This window comes from Nocardia sp. CDC159 (genome assembly GCF_023740735.1).
GTDB lineage: Bacteria > Actinomycetota > Actinomycetes > Mycobacteriales > Mycobacteriaceae > Nocardia > Nocardia pulmonis.
In genome coordinates, this window is the sequence record NZ_JAMRXH010000004.1 from 336,962 (window position 1) to 356,153 (window position 19,192).

14 protein-coding genes are annotated in these 19,192 nt (G+C 68.5%); 3 read left to right on the forward strand and 11 right to left on the reverse strand.

Translation table 11 applies throughout. The annotated features are described in order from the left end of the window. Window positions 1-43: 43 nt before the first annotated feature. From NDR87_RS11555 to NDR87_RS11575, 5 genes are all read right to left on the reverse strand, one after another. Complete coding sequence (locus tag NDR87_RS11555) at window positions 44-460, reverse strand: hypothetical protein (RefSeq protein ID WP_251911431.1); 417 nt, start codon at window positions 458-460, stop codon at window positions 44-46. Then, window positions 457-7,431, reverse strand: a complete 6,975-nt coding sequence (locus tag NDR87_RS11560; RefSeq protein ID WP_251911433.1) for a putative T7SS-secreted protein — start codon at window positions 7,429-7,431, stop codon at window positions 457-459. Before NDR87_RS11560 ends, NDR87_RS11555 begins: the two co-directional genes overlap by 4 nt. Before the next feature lie 2 nt (window positions 7,432-7,433). Beyond that, a complete protein-coding gene (locus tag NDR87_RS11565; RefSeq protein WP_251911435.1) occupies window positions 7,434-8,051 on the reverse strand; it encodes a type VII secretion target in 618 nt (205 codons plus the stop codon). A 21-nt stretch (window positions 8,052-8,072) separates the two neighbouring features. After that, on the reverse strand, window positions 8,073-8,459 hold the full coding sequence (locus NDR87_RS11570) for a hypothetical protein (RefSeq protein ID WP_251911438.1): 387 nt from the start codon (window positions 8,457-8,459) through the stop codon (window positions 8,073-8,075). Between the two features lie 283 nt (window positions 8,460-8,742). Next, window positions 8,743-9,105: a DUF2087 domain-containing protein gene (locus NDR87_RS11575; RefSeq protein WP_251911441.1), complete on the reverse strand. Its 363-nt coding sequence runs from the start codon at window positions 9,103-9,105 to the stop codon at window positions 8,743-8,745. A gap of 163 nt (window positions 9,106-9,268) precedes the next feature. Between NDR87_RS11575 and NDR87_RS11580 the strand changes: the two genes are divergently transcribed. Continuing rightward, entirely contained in the window at window positions 9,269-10,621 is a 1,353-nt protein-coding gene (locus NDR87_RS11580) for a TIGR01777 family oxidoreductase (protein WP_251911444.1), read from the forward strand. Window positions 10,622-10,664: 43 nt separating this feature from the next. On the opposite strand, the gene NDR87_RS11585 is transcribed toward NDR87_RS11580, so the two are convergent. After that, window positions 10,665-11,507, reverse strand: a complete 843-nt coding sequence (locus tag NDR87_RS11585) for a MerR family transcriptional regulator (protein WP_251911447.1) — start codon at window positions 11,505-11,507, stop codon at window positions 10,665-10,667. Between the two features lie 142 nt (window positions 11,508-11,649). Here NDR87_RS11585 and NDR87_RS11590 point away from each other — a divergent pair, with 142 nt between their 5' ends. Both NDR87_RS11590 and NDR87_RS11595 read left to right on the forward strand, forming a co-directional pair. Next, entirely contained in the window at window positions 11,650-12,255 is a 606-nt protein-coding gene (locus tag NDR87_RS11590) for a lipocalin family protein (RefSeq protein ID WP_372494140.1), read from the forward strand. Between the two features lie 125 nt (window positions 12,256-12,380). Then, window positions 12,381-13,703 (forward strand): deoxyribodipyrimidine photo-lyase, encoded by a 1,323-nt coding sequence (locus NDR87_RS11595; protein WP_251911451.1) that lies wholly within the window; start codon window positions 12,381-12,383, stop codon window positions 13,701-13,703. A gap of 11 nt (window positions 13,704-13,714) precedes the next feature. Here NDR87_RS11595 and puuE read toward each other — a convergent pair whose 3' ends face one another. From puuE to NDR87_RS11620, 5 genes are read right to left on the reverse strand one after another with little or no spacing between them, the layout of a single operon-like run. Continuing rightward, entirely contained in the window at window positions 13,715-14,623 is a 909-nt protein-coding gene (gene puuE, locus NDR87_RS11600; protein ID WP_251911454.1) for an allantoinase PuuE, read from the reverse strand. Next, entirely contained in the window at window positions 14,620-15,693 is a 1,074-nt protein-coding gene (gene alc, locus NDR87_RS11605) for an allantoicase (protein ID WP_251911457.1), read from the reverse strand. The genes puuE and alc overlap by 4 nt, the downstream gene beginning before the upstream one ends. Next, on the reverse strand, window positions 15,690-16,904 hold the full coding sequence (locus NDR87_RS11610; protein ID WP_251911460.1) for an aldolase/citrate lyase family protein: 1,215 nt from the start codon (window positions 16,902-16,904) through the stop codon (window positions 15,690-15,692). The genes alc and NDR87_RS11610 overlap by 4 nt, the downstream gene beginning before the upstream one ends. Further along, window positions 16,901-17,641 carry an aspartate/glutamate racemase family protein gene (locus NDR87_RS11615; RefSeq protein ID WP_251911461.1) on the reverse strand — a complete coding sequence of 247 codons (741 nt, stop codon included), beginning with the start codon at window positions 17,639-17,641 and terminating at the stop codon, window positions 16,901-16,903. The genes NDR87_RS11610 and NDR87_RS11615 overlap by 4 nt, the downstream gene beginning before the upstream one ends. A gap of 5 nt (window positions 17,642-17,646) precedes the next feature. Continuing rightward, entirely contained in the window at window positions 17,647-19,164 is a 1,518-nt protein-coding gene (locus NDR87_RS11620) for an NCS1 family nucleobase:cation symporter-1 (protein WP_251911533.1), read from the reverse strand. Between the last annotated feature and the right edge of the window lie 28 nt (window positions 19,165-19,192).

The window sequence follows — 19,192 nt, forward strand, 5'->3', positions numbered from 1 at the left end:
AGCGGCGCGTTCATGAAGAAAACTGCGGCTTCGCGGTCGGTCGTCAATCGCCGTAGCGGTCATAGGATTCGAACTCGCCGAAGTCGTCCTGTAGCCAGCCCAGATCGCGCCAGGTGCCCGAGCCGTCGAGGGGGCCCTCGTAGGCGATTGACAGAAAACTGCCCGATTGGTCGTCGAGCCGCAGACGACGCCCTCGGCTGTACAAGAACATTGTCACGCTGACGTACGGTTGTCCGTCGATGCGCTGCATACCGAGTATCCCGTCCCAGGCCACCTGGAGGAATGGACTAGACGGCTCAGGACCTCGGATCAGAGAGGAGAACCCGTCCTCCATCTCGCCTGCGTCGAGCACGGTCACCTGCTCATCGAGGTGAGTGGCGAGGCTGGCGGCGAGGATGTCGATCGTCGACCTCCACCGGCCGGATGTGGGGTCGGCATCGGGGCCATTCTCGACTGTCACGACCAGTCGTTCCTTTCCCAGCACTCCCGGTTGGGATATTCCACTATGTTGTAGCCGTCACGTCTGTGGATCTCGACGTAATGCGGACTGTTCGCCCACTTCTCCGGTTTGACCGGTTTCGGATTCGGGGCTCTCCTGTCGATCAAACCATAGGCCGTGATGACCGAGGTCTTGTCGCCTGCTTCGGTGATCACCACGGAGCCCTTGTTGGGGTCTTCGGGGCCTGCCTGGTAGTAGACGTCGACCTCGCGGGTGTAGGGCTGGCCGGTGAGAGGGTTGAAGCCGTGGTATGTCCCGCTGAAGATCCGATCCGGGTTGTTGAGGATGGACGCCTGAACCTCGGGCTTGACGCGGTGGTTGGATTCCGCGTGCCCTGGATGGCCGCCTGGGTAGGGTGGTCGCGCACCGCGGAGCTCCCCGGGCGTGACCTGCCTATGGAAGTTCTCGAACCGCTCGCACGCTGCCGGTGTCAGGCCGAGCGGGTCGATGAACCTGAGCGGGTTGGTGGTGTAGGCGTAGGGGTTGGGTGCGGGGGCAAGGCCGAATGGGTCGGGTGTGAGGTACTGGCCGGTTTCCGGGTTGTAGTACCGGAACATGTTGTAGTGCAGCCCGGTTTCGGGGTCATGAATTTGTCCCGGGAACCGTAACGGCGAGCTTGTTTTCCCGCGCCAGTTGGTCCGGCCCCAGAGGTCGGTGCTGGCGGCGGCCGCGGGATCGGCGGTGTCGGGATCTATCAGTTCGGTTGGGGTGCCGACGAGGTCGGTGATGATCGCATAGAACTCGCGGTCGATATCTTCCCGAGCTGTGGCCTGAGTGATGGGGGCGTACGAGCCGGGGCGGTAGTGCCATCGGGTGGTGGACTCCGTGGTGTTCTGCTCGATGAGTGTGGAGCCGTCCCAGGTGAAGGTCGTTTGTTCGAGGACGGTGCCGTCGGCGGCGAGGTGTTGTTTGGTGGTGCGGCGGCCGAGGGCGTCGTAGGTGTAGTGCCACCACTGGCGGTCGGGGGTCCAGACGTCGGTGAGTTGGTCGAAGGCGTTGTAGCGGTAGTGCCAGACGTCGGGTTTGCGGGACAGGCGGACGGTGGTTTTGCGGATCAGGCGGCCGGCGGCGTCGTAGTGGTAATGGGTGCGGCCGTCTCGGATCAGCAGGTTGTTGCGGTATTCACGGCGGCCGTGACCCGGATCGGCGGGTCGGCTGGGTGCCTCCGGTGTGTGATTGGGCGGGGAAGTAGCCGCGCCGGTGATGTTGTTGAGCGCGTCGTAGGTGTAGCGCTCGGTGGGGTGGCCGTCGGTGGTGACGGTGGTTACTCGGCCGATGGGGTCGAGGCTGTAGTCGCGGTGTAGGGGGTCGGCTCCGTGGTGGGTGTAGGTGTGGGTGGCGAGGTATCCGTCTGAGCGGTAGGTGTAGTCGTCGCGCCGAAGTCGTTGTGGTGCGGGCCGGTTGGACACGCCCGGCTCCAGGGACAGCAACCGCTCCGGGAAGGCGGTTACCTCCTGATGGGCGACCAGGCCGAGATCGGTGAGTTCACGGGCGACGGCGATTTCACCGACACGCCACTCGATGAGGCGGCCGAGTGGGTCGTAGTCGAAACCGATGTCGTGGCCGTCGGTGGTGAGCTTGTCCGTGCGGCCGAGGATGTCGCTGTGCCAGCTGGTGACCGCGCCGGACGGGGTGGTGCGGTGAGTGCGGCGACCGCGCTCGTCGTAGGTGAACAGCATCGGCGACTGTTCGTCGAGTCGTTGTGAGGCGATCAGGCCCGTTGGTGTGTAGGTGAATTCGAGGGTGTGGGTCGTGTCGGCACCGATGCCGTTCACCGCGGTCAGGACTCGACCGGCGGGATCGTGGGTATAGCGGATCCACTCGTCATCGGTGGCGACCTCGACCAATCGGCCGAGAACGTCGTAGCGGTGGCGGCGGGTGATACCGGTCGCGGGGGTCGCGGTGGCGACCCGTCCGGCGGCGTCGTAGGTGTATTCGGTTGTGGCGCCGGAGTAATCGGTTTCCGAGCGCAGCCGTCCGGCGCGGTCGCGGTCATAGCGCCACATCTGGCCGAGCGGGTTGTGCACCGCGATGAGCCGACGCTCGGTGTCCCAGCGGTAGCGGGTGACCGTGCCGTCCGGTTCGATGCGCGATTCCGGGAGATCGAAGGCCCCGTAGGTGAATCGGGTGACGGCTCCGGCTCGGTTCGTGTGGGTAACGGCATTGCCTTCACCGTCGTAGGTCCACGATTCGCCGTGGCCGTCGGGATCGGTTCTACGCAGCAGTTTGCCGGTCGGCGACCACTCGAAGGTGGTGACCGCGCCCAGCGGATCGGTCACCTGAATCGGGCGTCCCGCGGCATCGCGTCGAATCTCGGTGACCGCACCGAGTGGATCGGTGACGAGCACCGGGAGTCCGGCCGCGTCGACATCTACGGTGGTACGGGCACCATTGGACGCCACGATCGTTGCGACCGCACCGTTGGGGTGGTGGGTGAATTCGATACGGTCACCGGAAGGATCGATCACCGCGGCCAGGTCGCCGTCCTCGGTCCACTCGCGCCGCCAGACCGCCCCGTCCGGACCGGTGATGGTGATAGGTCGGTTGCGCCACAGGTATTCGATGCGAATAGCCGTCCCGTCAGGACGGGTGATCGTCACCGGGTCACCGACACCGTTGTAGATGTAGGTCGCCGTTCCGGTGGGGTCCTTGACGGTCAGCGGCTTGCGTTCGGCGTTGTAGTCGATGTGGGTGTGGGCGCCGGTGGGGTCGATCAGGTCGCGTAGTTGTAGTTCGCGGTCGAAGCCGTGGGTGGTGACCGCGCCGAGGGAATCGGTGACGGTGGTGAGCCGGCCTGTGCCGTCGGCGAATTCCAGGTAGTCGTAGTCGGAGTTCAGCATGCCGGCGGTGCCGCGCTGAGCGACGACGCGGCCGGACTCGTCGTAGGTATTGACCATCCGGTTGCCGTTGGAATCGGTCCACGAGGTCATCCGGTGGTCGGAATCGTAGGTGAAGCGCGTCGTGGCGCCCGCGGCGTCGGTGACCGCGACCAGATCGCCTGCCTCGTAGGCGAATTCCTTGACCGGCGTGGCGAACTCACCCAGATCGGGGTCGTCGGTGACCAGCGACAGTCCGGTTACCCGGCCGCGCTCGCAGTGGACCCGGATGCGATAGCCGCCCGAGTGGCCGACCTCGGTCGGGATGCCGTCGGAGTCGTAGTGGAAGCGGATGCGGTTGTGGTGGCGGTCGGTGATGGCGGACACCGCGAAATTGCCGAGCCTGGCGTCGATGCCGTCGAGCCCCAGCTCGGGCGCGAAATGCCAGAGCAGTTCCCGTCGGCCGTCCCACACCCGGTAGCCGCCGGATTCGGTGCGGGTCAACGACCACTGCTGGCCGCCGGACAGCGGATGCACCGGCTCGCCGACCTCGGGATGCGGGTAGGCCAGCATGATGCCGTCCTCACCGATGAAGGTCACGCCCTCGTTCTCGACGACGAGGCGCACATCCAAGGTGGTCGACCACGACGGGCCGAACCAGCGACCGAACCGGTAATTCGAATGGTGGGCCCGCTTCAGCACCAATGGCAATACGCCCGGGAGTTCGAGATCCGTCTCGGGAAGCAGGAACTCGCCGGTACTGATATCGACCGGATCTTTGGAACAGGTCTTCTGATTCGGCGTCCGATCGTGCTCCGCGCCGGAGTTGCGCGCGCTCTCATGAGCACCCCGGTCGGCGCTCGCCATGTCCTGCGGTGTCGGCCCGTCGGACTCCCGATCCCGATCCGGACCACGGTCGTGGTCGCGATCCCGATCCCGATCTCGATCCCGGTCCTGATCCCGGTCCCGATCTCGATCCCCGTCGCGGTCCTGATCCCGGTCCCGATTCCGGTCGCGGTCCTGATCCCGGTGCCGGTCGCGGTCCTGATCCCGATCACGATCTTTCTCCCGGTCACGGTCCCGCTCGCGGTCTCGATCCTGATCACGGTCTCGCTCGCGAGTGCGTTCCTGGTCTCGGTCACGATCACGATCTTGCGCCGGATCGCGATCCGGATCGCGATCCCGCTCACGCTGTGGGTCGCGGTCGTGCGGCTTGTCCGTATCGCGTCGCGTGTCGCGGTCGGGCTGGGGGCCGCGATCCTGTTGTGGGTGTCGGCCGTGTGGGTTGTCGGGGTGGCCTGATCGGCCGTTGCCGGGGTCCGGACCCCGGCCCGGGTCATAGTGGGGGACAGGGGTATATCCGTCGTTCGGGTCGTGCGGGCTGGACCGACCCGGGCCTTCCGGATGCGTTCGGGGAATCGGGTCGGTGTGCGTGCGTAGTGGGCCGCGGTCCGGAGTGGAATGCGACGCGGTGGGCGAATGAGGTTGCGCGCGAACCGGAGACGGCTGGTCTACGCGGCTCACCGGGGCGGGATCGCGGAGGGGGGCCGTGGGCCGCGCGGGGTCGGGTCGGGGGCTGGAGGCCGGATCCGGATGCGCGCGCGACGCGGGCACCGGATCGGGCTGCGGGCGTGCGGGATTGGGGTCGGGGCGCGGCTGTGGGGTCGGGGCGTCGGTATGGGGGGTGGGGCCGTGCCATGCCGGTGGTGTGGGGTGCGTAGCCGCCGGGTCGGGACGCGTGTGTGATCCCGGGTTCGCCTCGCCATCCGGGTCGGCGGGGCGGTCCGTTTCCGCACGACCGTCCGGGCCCGGGTCGGCGTCGGTGCGGGGGGACGGTGTGCCGTCGGGGTCCGTGCGCGGTGTGTCGCCGTCGGCGCGGGGGTCCGAATGTTCGGGGTCGGTGCGCGAGTTCGGTCCCGGGTCCGGATCCGAACGCGGCGTCGGGTCGGCATCCGTACGCGAGGTGGGAGCGTCCGAATCGGCCCGGGGCGACGGTGTGGGATCTGTCCGCGGGCTCGGTGCGGAGTCGGCCTCGGGGCGGGCAGCCGGGCCCGACTCCGGGCGTGGACTCGGTTCCGGATTCGTGCGTGGACTCGAATCGGGATCCGAGCGCGAGGAAGGCGTCGGATCTGGATCGGAACGGGCGGCGGGAGTCGGATCGGGATTCGTCCGCGGGCTCGCGTCCGGATCGGTGCGCGGCGACGGGTCCGGATTCGTATGGGGACTCGGGCCGGAATCGGTACGGGGAGCGGGTTCCATGCGCGAACTCGGATCGGTGCTCGGCGACGGACCGGAATCTGTGCGCGGGCTCGGATCGGTGCGCGGCGAGGGGTCCGGATTCGTATGGGGGCTCGAGCCGGAATCGGTATGGGGAGAAGTCTCCGCAGGTTGCGTGCGTGGGCTCGGATCGGAATCCGTGCGCGGCGACGGATCCGAATCCGAGCGCGGGGTCGGGTCGGGGTCCGTGCGTTGCGGTGGTTCGGGGTCTCGGTGCGGGGTCGGGTCGGGGTCCGTGCGTTGTGGTGGTTCGGGGTCTCGGTGCGGGGTCGGGTCGGGGTCCGTGCGTTGTGGTGGTTCGGGGTCTCGGTGCGGGGTCGGGTCGGGATCCGAGCGTTGTGGTGGTTCGGGGTCCCGGTGCGGGGTCGGGTCGGGATCCGAGCGTTGCGGTGGTTCCGGATCCCGGTGCGGAGCGGGATCCGACCGCGGCGACGGCTCCGGCCTGTCGTTGCCCCCGGCATTCGACGGCGCGGGCTCCGAGCGCTGCGGACCGTGTTGCCCGCTACCGGAATCCCCGTGATCGCCGGTATCGGCCCTGGGCGCCGGGGTATCTCGCGTCCCCGCCTGAACCGGGTTCGGGTCGGCCGGGCCGTTCGTGCCCGAATGCGGCGCCGCACCGGCGCCCGGCTGCGGAGTACCACCGGCGTGCCCGCCGGGATTCGGTGTCCCGCCCTCCGGCAGGGAGTGCGGCAGGCGGCTCGCGCCACCGGGGCCGTCGGGGAGCGCACCGCGGGCGAGGTTCGTTGTCTTCCGCAACGCGCTGATCGCGATCTTGCCGCTCCCGGCGCCACCGGTGGCGGCGGTCAGCAGCGCGTCACCGGTCAACGAGCCCATGAACTCGAACGGATTGCGTCGGGCGTCGGACAGGAACGCACTCACCACTTTGCCCGGATCCGCGACGGCCACAACCAATCCCGTGCCCAAATTGGACAGGCCCTTGGCGTACTCGGCCGGATGGGTCAGGTTGTAGATATCGGTCGGGTTCACCTGGCGCACGAACTGGACCAGCCCGGTGAGGCTGGTGAGCAGACCGGCGCTGAAGTTCAACCACCCGTGTTCGAGGATCCCGCCCATATCCGAGATGTTGGATATCCAGCGCTCGGTGAACGGCGGTGTCTGCGGCGCCTTGTTGGCGGCGCCGGTGAAGGCGCCCGCCGCGACCGACGCGCCGTTGTCACGCTGCGTGCGCGCGCCCCGCAGAATCTCGCGGGCCTCGTTGCGCATGCCGGTCCAGGTATCGGTGAGTGTGGTCTGCGACTGTTGTTCCGCGGTCAGCGAATTCCACCAGGTCTTCTTCCGGCGCTCCTCCTGATCGGCGGCCTTCCACTTCTCGATGGCGTCGGCGGCCTTGTCCTGGGCGGTCTTCACCTCGTCGTGCCAGGCGTTCATCGCATTGGCCGCCGCGGTCATCGCGTCGGAGGCGTCGAACCACAGCTTGGGCTGCTTGTCGTAGACCTCGTTGAACGCGTCCGCGCCCGCACCGGTCCATCCGGCCGCATCGATCTGCTTGAGCGCCTGGCCGGTCGAGTCGATCGAACCGGCCATCTTCTTCAATTTCTCGGCGGCGGAATGGATCTCCGACGGTTCGCCGCGGATCAGCTCCTTGGGATCCTCGGTCTCACCCAGGTCCCGTTCCTCGACATCGCCACCGGTGCCCGACGCGATGTTGTCGCCCAGATCGTCCAGGCCCTCGCCCACACTGTCGAGACCGATGGCCCTGGCCCCGTCCGCGACGACATCCAGGCCGTCGTCGATGAGCTGACCGGCACCCTCGACGACGGACTCGACACCCTTCTCGATCTTGTCGCCGATATTGTCGATGAAATCGCCGAGACCCAACCCTACTGTCCCCCAGATTCTTTCATGATCTCAGCGGCTCGCTGCGAGGCGCCGGTATTCCAGCCGGGTCGCTCTCCGGTGATCAGGCCGCTCGCGGGGTTGACGTTCGCCAGTGCCTGCGGACCGACCTCCCCGACGATCTTCATATTGGTCTGGATGGTGCGATTCGCGTCCTGGAACGACTTGGCGCTGTAGTCGGCGTTGCGAATGTGGTTGAAGCTGTTGTCGGCGAATGTCTCTCGCCAGGAGCGCTTGGTGATCTGCTCGTCGGTCAGATGTGGGTTGCCCGCCATATGGGTCCACATCTTCTTGAGCGTGTCGTGACCCTTCTGGTCCATCTCGTGATAGCGCCCGGCCGCCAGACCCAGGGTGCGGGCGATCGCATTGCCTGCCTGCACCAGCGCCCGCACACCCCATGACCAGCGCTCGGTGAACTCCTCGAACGCCTTCTGCACCGAATGCTTGCCCGCCGCCTTCGTCGACAGGGTCAACAGCGAGAAACCGCGGCCCATATTGCCGGTCTCGCCGATACCCATCTCCGACAGGCCGCCGATGGTTCCTTCGATCCCCTTCGCCGCTTGCACCAGCACCGCGGGGTTGACATTCAGCTGATCGGTCATGACAGCCTCACGATTCCTCGACTATTCGGACACATCCGGTGGAAATGCCATCGGGGCGGCTCCCACGATGTCGACCGCGACGCCGGTGGGTTGCTCCCTCGATTCGGCGTACTCGAGCAGCCGCCAACCCCACAGCGTGTGATATCGGTACTCCCGGTCCGCCTCGATACCTCCCTCGGTCAGATGACTGCGCGTCACCATGTAGCGGGCGTACTCCTCGATCCCCGTGAACGCGCACAGCCAGTCGACCCCGCCCACCTGGGAGACGTAGACGCGATCGTCATCGGTCACCGGCACCAGCAACGCGGCCTGCCGAAAGGCGTTGCGCAGCGCTTCGGGCTGCCCGAAACCCGCGTAGAACGCAGCGATTTCACTGCGCAGGCATTCTCGACCGTCGTCCTCGGGCATCCCCCAGGAACCTCCCCTGCCACGCAGGTGTAGACCACCCGAACGAGTGCGTTAAAGTCTACGCCCACCCGACGACACATGTCAGTGGTCCGAATATTTGCTGTGCCGCTGCAATTTCGGGTGCGGATCAACTGCCCGCAAGGTAGAACTCCGGTTGTCCCATCTGCTCGCAACCTTTGAGCATTCCTATGCCAATGGAATTGGGGGCAGCCGATTTTTCAGAGCTCTCGGGCAAGTCCCCAACAGATCGATCGGTAGTCAGGGCATTGCCCGGTAGCGCGTGCTACGGGCTCGTCGAGACGGGCTGCTCGGTGCCGGGGAGCCAGTAGCGGGCGCCGTCGCGGGTGCGGTCGAGGCGCCCCGTCTCCACCAGATAGCGGCGAAGCGCGACGTGGTCGTCGAAGATTCTTGCCAGCCGTCGGTTGACCTGTTTCTCGGTGTAGAGGACGTTCGGGTCGAAATGGGTGCGGGCGATATGGCTGAGCAACTGTTCGCGTACTGCGCGGTGGCGGGACTTCAACGACGGCATCGACATCAACCGACCATCGCGAAAAAGGCGGTCGATGGCGGGGTCGCTACTTCCGCTGCCGCCGTCGGGCCGGGATCGAATCGGGGTAACCGTTTCTGTCGTTTCCCGCTTGCTCATCCGGCCAGTGTCATGCCGCCGTGTGGCGTCCACAACCGATTTATGAGTTTTACACTGGCTGCGGCGAGGCGTGATCTCACCGCCCCTGGCCCGGCACGCCACGCCGGGCCGTTTAATCGATGCGAAAGCGTTTCAATCCCCTGGGGATGGCTACAGTCGAGTGGTGAGCATCGAATGTTCGGGCGTCGTTGCGGCTTCTCGGGCGGATGTGTTCGAGTGGTTCGGAAGGCCGGGGGCCTTTCGGCGGTTGGCGCCGCCCTGGCAGCCGGTCGATATCGAGGTCGAGGCGGAGTCGCTGGCCGATGGGCGGGCGGTACTGCGGCTGCCGGGCGGGTTGCGGTGGGTGGCTCAGCACCAGGCTGGCGAATTCGATCCGCCGCGGCGGTTCGTGGATGAGATCGCGGTGGACGGGGTGGTGTCGGCGCCCGTGGGGCGGCTGTTGCCGTGGCGGCACACTCATGAGTTCGAGGCGGTGGACGACGGGCACACCCGGGTGATCGATCGGGTCGAGACGCCGATTCCCGCGGGTGTGCTGCGGCCCATGTTCGATTACCGGTATCGGCAGATCGCCGACGATCTCGCCGCGCATCAGCGCGCCGCGGCGGCCGGGTTCGGGCCCTCGACCATTGCGATCACGGGGGCGTCGGGGCTGGTCGGCTCGGCGCTGACGGCATTTTTGCGGACCGGCGGGCATACCGTGATCCGGCTGGTGCGCCACGCTCCGGCGAAATCCGATGAGCGGCAATGGGATCCGGATCGACCGGCCGCCGGCCTACTCGACGGCGTCGACGCGGTGGTGCATCTGGCGGGCGAGTCCATCGCCGGGCGCTTCACCGCCGAACACAAGCGTCGGATCGCCGAGAGTCGTATCGAGCCCACCCGCGCGCTCGCCGAACTGGCTGCCGCCGCACGGGTGCCGACCTTTGTCAGCGCCTCCGCGGTCGGGTTCTACGGCACCGATCGCGATGACGAGATTCTCGACGAAACCCGTTCCCGCGGTGCGGGTTTCCTCGCCGACGTGGTCGTACGCTGGGAGGCCGCCACGGCACCGGCCGAGGCGGGTGGGGTGCGCGTGGTGCGGGTGCGCACCGGAATCGTGCAGTCCCCGCGCGGCGGCACGCTGCGACTGCTGCGGCCGCTGTTCGCCGCCGGCCTCGGCGGCCGCATCGGCGACGGCCGCCAGTGGCTGCCGTGGATCGGCATCGACGACCTGACCGACATCTACCATCGCGCGCTGTGGGACACCGACCTGTCCGGCCCGGTGAATGCCACCGCCCCGCAACCGGTTCGCAATTCCGACTACACCCGGACCCTGGCCCGGGTACTACACCGCCCCGCGCTGCTGCCGATCCCGAAGTTCGGCCCCGCCCTGATCCTGGGCGGCGAGGGCGTCGACGAACTCGCCGCCGCCAGCCAGCGCGCGGTCCCCGCCCGGCTGATCGCCGTCGGGCATCACTTCCGTGATCAGGATCTCGAGTCGAACCTGCGTCATTTGCTCGGGCGGACGCGCGGCTGAAACCTGGCGCGCTCCGCATCGAGCATGCATCGTTACCGTGGCGTCAAGCCAACTCGTCGACGGCGGCCTCGAGCGAGCCGACCGCGCGCACCTCGGCGGGCAGCAGGGTCGTCGACCAGCCGGGGCCGCCGACCATGACGCGCGCGTCCGCGTCGAGGCAGGCTCGGACGGTCTCCGACAGCGCCGTGGACTCGTGGTTGGACCACAGCAGCACCGTCGGCCGCCGCGCGTGCCGGGACAGGGTGTCGGCGAGGGCGGCGGTGGGCACGTCCGCGCCCAGCATCAGGGCGGGGACAGCGCGTTCGGCCAGCGCCGCGCGCAGGACCTCGAGGGGTAGGGAATGGTGTTCGCCGCTGGTGCAGGCCAGCACGATCAACGGCGGCTCGGTCGAGGGCGGCGGCGGATTGTTGCGTTGCAGCACCGAGGTGACGCACCAGGACAGATGGTGCTCCACATCGATACAGCCCACCCCGCTGTCCTGTTCGGCGACGAGTTCGGCAAAGGCGGGGCGGCACAGGTTGTTCCAGGTGTCGGCCACGCCGAAATCCCGGAAGTGCTTGGCCAGCAGGCTCGTTACCGTCGTGGTGTCCAGCTCGAAGGCCGCGCGCAGCAGGGTGTCGCGATCACCGAATTCGATGGCCGGACCGCGCACCGCCGCGGCCGCGCCGGCGGGACTCGCCCCGGCGCGGATGAGCGCCAGCATGCGCTCGAGGGTGGCGATATCGGCCTCGGTGTAGAGCCGATGCTTACCGGGCCGGTGCTGGGAGGGGCCGATCCGATACCGCTGATTCCAGCTGCGCAGCGTGGCCGTCGGGATACCCAGCCGGTCGGCGACCGCGCGCACGGTGTATCCCGCGGCGATATCGGAGCTCGGACCGGCGGGCATGGGGTCATTCTGCCCGGTCGGGCACGTCGGTCTCGACACGGAGGGCGGGGGAGCGCATCGATGGGAAGGTTGTCATGCATCGATTTTGCATCGATAATGGGTAGGATGGGGGGTAACGACAAACCGAGGAGAACCTGTGTACGTGCCTCGCTCGACCCGAGTCCGCCGGATCACCGCCGCGGCGGCGCTGCTCGTGGGCACCGCCGCGACCGCGCTGTCAGCCGGTCCGGTCGCCGCCGCGCCACCGGCCCCGGTGCCTGCGCTGGAGCTGACGCGCTATCTGGGCACCTGGAATCAGCTGGCGGCCGTGCCGCAGTACTTCAACCTGGTCTGTGCCCGCGACACCCGCGCCGACTACGCCCTGGACCCGCAGGGCAACATCTCGGTACACAACTCCTGCACCACCTGGGCCGGAACCCCGAACGAGATCCGCGGCACCGCCACGATCAACGATCCGGTCACCCGGGCGCAGCTGCACGTGAGCTTCCCGGGCGTCCCGACCCAGCAGGCGCTGTCCGGCCCCACGAACTACATCGTGACCGCCCTCGGCCCGGAGTATTCGTGGGCCCTGGTCACCGATCCGAACCGGCTGTCGGGATTCGTCCTGTCGCGCGCGCCCCGGCTCGACGCCGGGGAATGGGCCGCCGTGCGCACCGCGATCGTGGCCGCGGGCCAGAACCCCTGCGTATATCTGACCTCACCGACCACCGGCGGGCTCGACACCTTCGCCCCGCTCTGCGCGGCGTGACGACCGATGTCTGACCCGACGCCCGCGAGGGTCGCGTCGCCGGCGCGCCTGAGCCGCCGCGCCGACCGGCGCGGCCCTCGTGGGCGTCGTTCCTTCGATCACCGAAACCCCTGGGAGCCGAACCGATGACCGTCACCGTGGTGTTGTTCACCCGGGATCTGCGGGTGCGGGACAATCCCGCGCTGGTGGCCGCCCATCACGAGGGCGCGGCCGTGGTGCCGCTGTTCGTGGTGGACGAGCGAATCGTCGCGGGCCGCCGGTCCGCACCCAATCGGGCGCGCTTCCTGGCCGCCGCCCTCGCCGAGCTCGACACCGAATTGCGCTCTCTGGGAGGCCAATTGGTCGTGCGCTACGGCGATGTCGTGGAGGCTGTGGCGGAGGTGGTCGCCGAGGTGCACGCCGACAGCGTGCATGTGGCCGCCGATGTGAGCTGGTACAGCCGGATGCGCGAGGAGGCGCTGCGCAAACGGTTGGCCCAGCGCAGCTGTCTGGTCTACACCCACGCCGCCTCGGTGACGGCGGCCGATCCGCGGGAGCTCAAACCGGCGTCGGGCGGGGATCATTTCGCCGTGTTCACCCCGTATTACAAGCGCTGGCTGGAACTTCCGCTGCGCCGCCCGCTGGCCGCGCCGCGCGGCCTGATCGTCCCGCCGGTGCGCTCGGAACCACTGCCGGAATTCGACGAGACCCTGGCGGAGAGTTCGCCGAAGCTCGCGGTCGGCGGGGCGATCAGCGGCCGAAAGGCCATGCGCCGCTGGATGTCCGGGTCGGCCGACGGCTATGCCACCGATTCCGACGATCTGGCCGCCGACGCCACCTCCCGGCTCTCGCCCTATCTGCACTTCGGTTGCCTCTCGGCGATCGAGGTGTTGCACGCCACCGACCTCAGCTCGCCGGGCGGGCAAGCCTTCGCCCGCCAGCTGGCCTGGCGCGACTTCCATCACCAGGTGCTGGCGGCGCGACCGGAGGTGGGCTGGCGCGACTACCGCCCGCGCGACATCCGCTGGCGCGACGATCCGCATGCCCTGCGGGCCTGGGAGCAGGGCCGCACCGGATTCCCGATCGTCGACGCCGGGATGCGGCAGCTGCGCGAGGAGGGCTGGATGCCCGGCCGCGCCCGGCTCATCACCGCCAGCTTCCTGGCCAAGACGCTGCGGATCGACTGGCGCATCGGCGCCGAGCATTTCCGCCGCTGGCTCGTGGACGCGGATGTGGCCAACAACCAACTCAATTGGCAGTGGGTTGCCGGAACCGGCACCGACACCCGCCCCAACCGTGTCCTGAACCCGCTGCGCCAGGCCGAGCGATTCGACCCGGACGGGGAGTACGCGCGCCGCTGGATTCCCGAGTTGCGGCATCTGGAAGGCGCGAGCGTGCACCGGCCCTGGCGCGCGCAGGTCCCGGCCGACGTCTATCCCGCGCCGATCGCCGAATGCAACGGGATGTAGCGCCGGGCCTCCTACCCGGGCGGATGAATCCGAGCCCAGTGCTCGGCGATATCGATCCGCCGGGCCAGCCACACCTTGTCGTGCGACTGGACGTAGTCGAGGAACCGGTTGAGCGCCGCGGCCCGCGCCGGGCGACCGGCGAGGCGGCAGTGCAGGCCGATCGACAGCATCTTCGGGGCCCCGGCCGCGCCCTCGGCGTAGAGCACGTCGAAGGCGTCGCGGAGGTAGGCGAAGAATTCGTCGCCGTTGGCGAATCCGGCCGGTGAGGAGAAGCGCATATCGTTGGCCTCCAACGTGTACGGCACCACCAGATGGTCGGTGTCGCGCACGCGGACCCAGTACGGCAGATCGTCGGCGTAGGAGTCCGAGTCGTAGGTGAAGCCGCCGTGGTCGACGACCAGCTCGCGGGTCTGCGGCGAGTCGCGCCCGGTGTACCAGCCGCGCGGCGGCTCGCCGAACAGCTCGGTGATGATCCGCACCGCCTCGGCCATATGCGCGCGCTCGGTCTCGGCGTCGACCATCTGATAGGAGATCCAGCGCAAGCCGTGACAGGCGATCTCGTACCGGTTGCGGCGGAACGCCGCCACCGCCTCCGGATTGCGCTCCAGCGCCCGCGCCACCGCGAAGACGGTCAGCGGGATGTCACGGGATTCGAAGGCCCGCAGCACCCGCCACAGCCCGGCGCGCGAACCGTATTCGTAGAGCGATTCCATGCTCATGTGCCGGTTCGGAAACGCCTGCGCCGGAACGATATCCGACAGGAAGGTCTCCGATCCGGGATCGCCGTCCAGGACGCAGTTCTCCCCGCCCTCCTCGTAGTTGAGCACGAACTGCACCGCGATATTCGCCTCGCCGGGCCAGTGCGGATGCGGGGGTGTGGGCCCGTAGCCCACCAGGTCGCGGGGGTAATCGGTGCTCACTGTCGCTCTCCTCGAAGGGCTTCCGGCGCGGTATCGGTCAGCTCGGCGAAGACCGGCTCGGCGCGCAGGCGCTCGCGGGCGGCATCGGTCAGCGTGCCGTAGACCCGCAGCCGGGCGAATCCGCCGTCGGGGTACACGTCCAAGCGCACCTCGGTCACCGGCTCGGGTGCCTCGATGGCGAACCGGTGCCGGGTGTCGGGCTGCAGATCGACCCGCGCCAGCAATTCCACTTCGCTTCCGTCGGAACGAATTCCGGTCAGTCGCGCCGCGCCCGGGCTGTTGAACAGGAAGTAGGAGGTGTCGATCTCCACCATGCGCGGCACTCCTTCGCCGGTGAGCCGCACCCGCACCCAGTCGTTGCCGCCGTCGCGCCGCCGCGCGGTCTCCCAGCCGTCGCCCATGACGCGGGCGCGCCCGGGCATCAGCAGATTCTGCGGATGGGAGTAGAAGCGGTTCGAGCAGTCCACCACCAGCCCGCCGTGCTCCAGGGCGGCCAGATCGAACGGCCCCGAATCCAGCCAGCGCAGATCGGGTTTCGCGAGACCGTGTACGCGCAGCCGCGCCACCCCGCCGTCGGGGTACATGCTCAATCGCACATGCGTGAAGCGCCGCTCCGATTCGACGACGAACGGATTCTCCGAATCCCCGTTCACCTTCGAGCGCGGCACCAGCGTCGTCCAATCGGTGCGGGCCGCGAGCTCCTCGGCGGACGGATATCCTTCCACCGCAATGCCTTCCACGGCGATCTCGGGCGGATAGTTGCCCTTGAACCACGCGGTGTCCACCACCACGCCGCGGATCACGCCGGGCACGCCGAGCCGCACGATGGCCCGGTCGCGATCGTCGACGTCGGGGGCGGCCCCGTGGGAGCGGCGGCGGCGCCGGGTCTCCCAGCCGTCGTAGAGCTGCCCCTTGTGCCCGAAGGTCGCGGGGACGAAGGTCGCGGCCTCGGGTCGGATCAAATTCTCCTTCTCCGCGAACGATTCGTCGTCGGCCCAGACGACCGCACCCCCGAGGGTGCGCACGGCCAGATCGGGCAGCAGGGTGAATTCGGTTGCTTCGCCGCTCATCGGGTCGGCAGTTTCCTTTCTCGCAACTGGGTGAGCACCTCGACCGTGGCGGCCGGTGCCAGTGCCGTGACGTCCTCGGGACCGAATGCGCCGCAATCCAATCCGCGCAGTACCACGGTCGCGAGCGCCTGGGCGGTGGCCGGTTCGTCGACGACCGCGCCGCCCTGCCGGCGCAGATACCGGTCGATGCGCGGGGCGGCCGCGCCCAGCGCGCCCCGGAAGAATGCGAACGTCGCCGCCCAGCGGGTCACCAGATGGCCCGGATGCATATCCCAGCCCTGGTAGTAGCCGCGCTCGAGCGAGCGCGTGACCAGCCGGAAATGCCGGGCGACGGCCGCGGCGACCTCGCCCTCGCCGCCCACCGGCATGACCTGCGTGGAGCCGTCGCACACCCACACCCCGGTCTGCGCGGCCGCGGCCTGCATGACCGCCTTGGCGTGGTCGGCGATCGGATGCTCGAGCGACTGGAACTGCGGGGAGATGCCGCAGGCGGCGCTGTAATCGTAGGTGCCGTAATGCAATCCGCTGCATCGCCCGGCCGAGCGGTGAATGGCGCGGGCCACGGTGGCGCTGCCGTCGGCGGCGATCACCGCCTGCGGGCTCTCGATCTGCAGCTCGAAACGCAATGCGTCCGAGGGCAATCCGTGCGCCAACTCCATTTCCTCGCACAATCGCACGGCGATGCCGACCTGCTCGACCGAGCGCAGCTTGGGGACGGTGAACACGAATCCGTCGGGCACACCGCCCGCCCCGTCCAGGACGCGCTCCAGCGTGCGCACGGCCCGCTGCCATTCCGCCCCGGTCAGACCCTTGATCCGGATGCCGCGGGAGCGGACCGCCGCGGGCAGCGCGGCAAGGATCTGCCCCGCGCGCCCGGCGTCGCGGTCCTCGACCTCGTCGCCGCGGCTGCCGTAGCCGTCCTCGAAGTCCAGCCGCAGATCCTGAATCGGGCCGTGCGCCAGGGTGTTCCGCACCCGGGCGAGGACGTCGGCCCCGGCCAGCTCGGTGAGCAGCGCGGTGTGGCGCTCGGCGAGTTCGCCCGCGCTCGCGCCCCACTGGTCGGGCAGCTCCTTGGTGGCGTCGGCGGCGCAGACGTAGGCGGTGTGGATCGGTTGGCCGGGCCGGTCGCCGGGATAGTGGCGGGCCAACTCGGCATCGATCTCGCCCAGGCGGGTGGCCAGACCGGACAGGAATTCGGGGGGCAGTGTCACGAGGCAGCTCCATCGGTGCCGAAGGTGGACAGTGGGCCGGTGTAGCGCTTGGGCGGCGGTGCGGCGAACTCACCCCCACCGGATTTTCGTAGGCCCAGCGTAACCAGGGATTGGACCCACAGCGTGGCCGCGGCGACGCCGTCGACGACCGGCACGCCGACCTCCCCGGTCAGGTACTCGCACAGATCGGCCATGCCCGCGCAGCCCAGTACGACGGCGTCCGAGCCGTCGGCGGCGACCGCGGCCCGGCAGGCGTCGGCGATGACGCCGCGGACCTCGGGGTCGTCGAGCTCGAGCACCGGTATGTCGGTGGCGTGCACGCCGCGGCAGAACCGCGCCATGCCGTAGCGCTCGGCCAGGTCCAGCGCCTGGCCGACGGTCCGCTCCAGCGTGGTGACGACGCTGAAGCCGCGCCCCAGATGGCTCGCGGCATGCATGGCCGCCTCGGCGATGCCGATCACCGGACCGCGCGCCAGCTCCCGCGCGGCATACAGCCCCGGATCGCCGAAACAGGCGATGACATAGCCGTCGACCCCCTCGGCCTCACCGCGGGCGATCTCGGCGAGCAGCCCGGGCACGGCCAGCGCCTCGTCGTAGTGGCTCTCGATGGAGGCCGGGCCCATGGTCGAGGTGACCGCCTCCACGGCGGTGCCCGGACCGGCGACGGCCCGGGCACACTGCTCGATGACGGCGGTCATCGCGGCGGTGGTGTTCGGATTGATGACGCGAATACGCATGTTCCTCACGGGGTTTCGGGGATGGGTAGACGGAACCGGCCGCGGGTGGCCAGTGCGAGATAGCCGAGCAGGCCGACCCCGCAGCCGATGAACCAGCTGTACTGCGCGGCGGTGTACATGCCGGTCACCTCGCCCGCGGTCAGCACCGGAAAGACCGCAGCGGCCGCGCCGAGCAGAGTGGCGATGATCGCGGCCGGGTTGTAACCCCCGCGGTACCAATAGCTTCCGCGCGGGGACAGGGTGAACAGATCTTCGACGACCACGTGCTGCTTGCGCACCAGGTAGTAGTCGGCGAGGAGCACACCGAACAGCGGGCCGATGCAGGCGCCCAGCGTTTCCAGCGTGTAGTGGATGACCTCCGGATTGTTGTAGAGGTTCCACGGGGTGATCACCAGCGAGCCGACGGCGGCGATCATGCCGCCCGCGCGCCAGGAGATCTTGCGCGGGTCGACATTCGAGAAGTCGAAGGCGGGGGAGACGAAGTTGGCGACGATATTGATGCCGATGGTCGCGATCGTGAAGGTCAACGCGCCCAGCACGATCGCGAAGGTGTTGTCGATGCGCGCGACGGTCTGCACCGGATCGGTGATGAGCTCACCATAGATCGGCACGGTCAGCGAGGCGGTGACCACGACCAGCAGGGAGAACACCAGGAAGTTGACCGGCAGCCCGAGCAGATTGCCCCGCTCGACCGCGGCGAACGAACGCGCGTAGCGGGAAAAGTCGCCGAAGTTCAGCATCGGGCCGGAGAAGTAGGACACCACCAGGGCGATCGCGCCCAGCATCACCGGCACCGCCGACCAGCCCGTGTGGGTGACCGTCGACAGGTTCAGATCGATGGCGTCCCACCCCGCCCGCGCGATCAGGTATCCGCACAGCGCGAACATCACGACATACACCGCGGGACCGCAGAAATCGATGAACCTGCGGATCGACTCCATACCCCGCCAGAACACGCACGCCTGCAGCACCCACAGCAGCAGATAGCTGCCCCAGCCCAGCATCGACAGTCCGAGGAAGCCGTGCTCGGCGACCACCGCGTACGGCGCCAATCCCGGAAACAGCTTGACCAGCACCACATCCAGCGCCGCCGACGCGAGAAAGGTCTGAATTCCATACCAGGCCACCGCGATCAGGCCGCGGATGATGGCCGGAATGTTCGCGCCCAGCACGCCGAACGCGCTGCGGCAGATCACCGGATACGGTACGCCCGTGCGCTGGCTGGGCTTGGCGACCAGATTGCAGAACAGTTGCACGATACCGATTCCGATCACCAGCGCGACCAGCACCTGCCAGCTGGCCAGGCCGAGTGCGAACAGGCTGCCCGCGGTCACATAGCCGCCGACGCTGTGCACATCCGACATCCAGAAGGCGAAGATGTTGTAGGCGCCCCAGGTCTGCCGCTCGAGCGGAGCGAGGTCGGCGTTGGTCAGCCGGGGGTCGTATGCCCTGCTCTCCGAACGGGCCGACGCTCGCGCCGGGGTTCCCACGCCCTCCTCCGGCGGCGCAACGGTCTCGCTCATGTCGCACATCCGATCGTCTGTCCCGCAC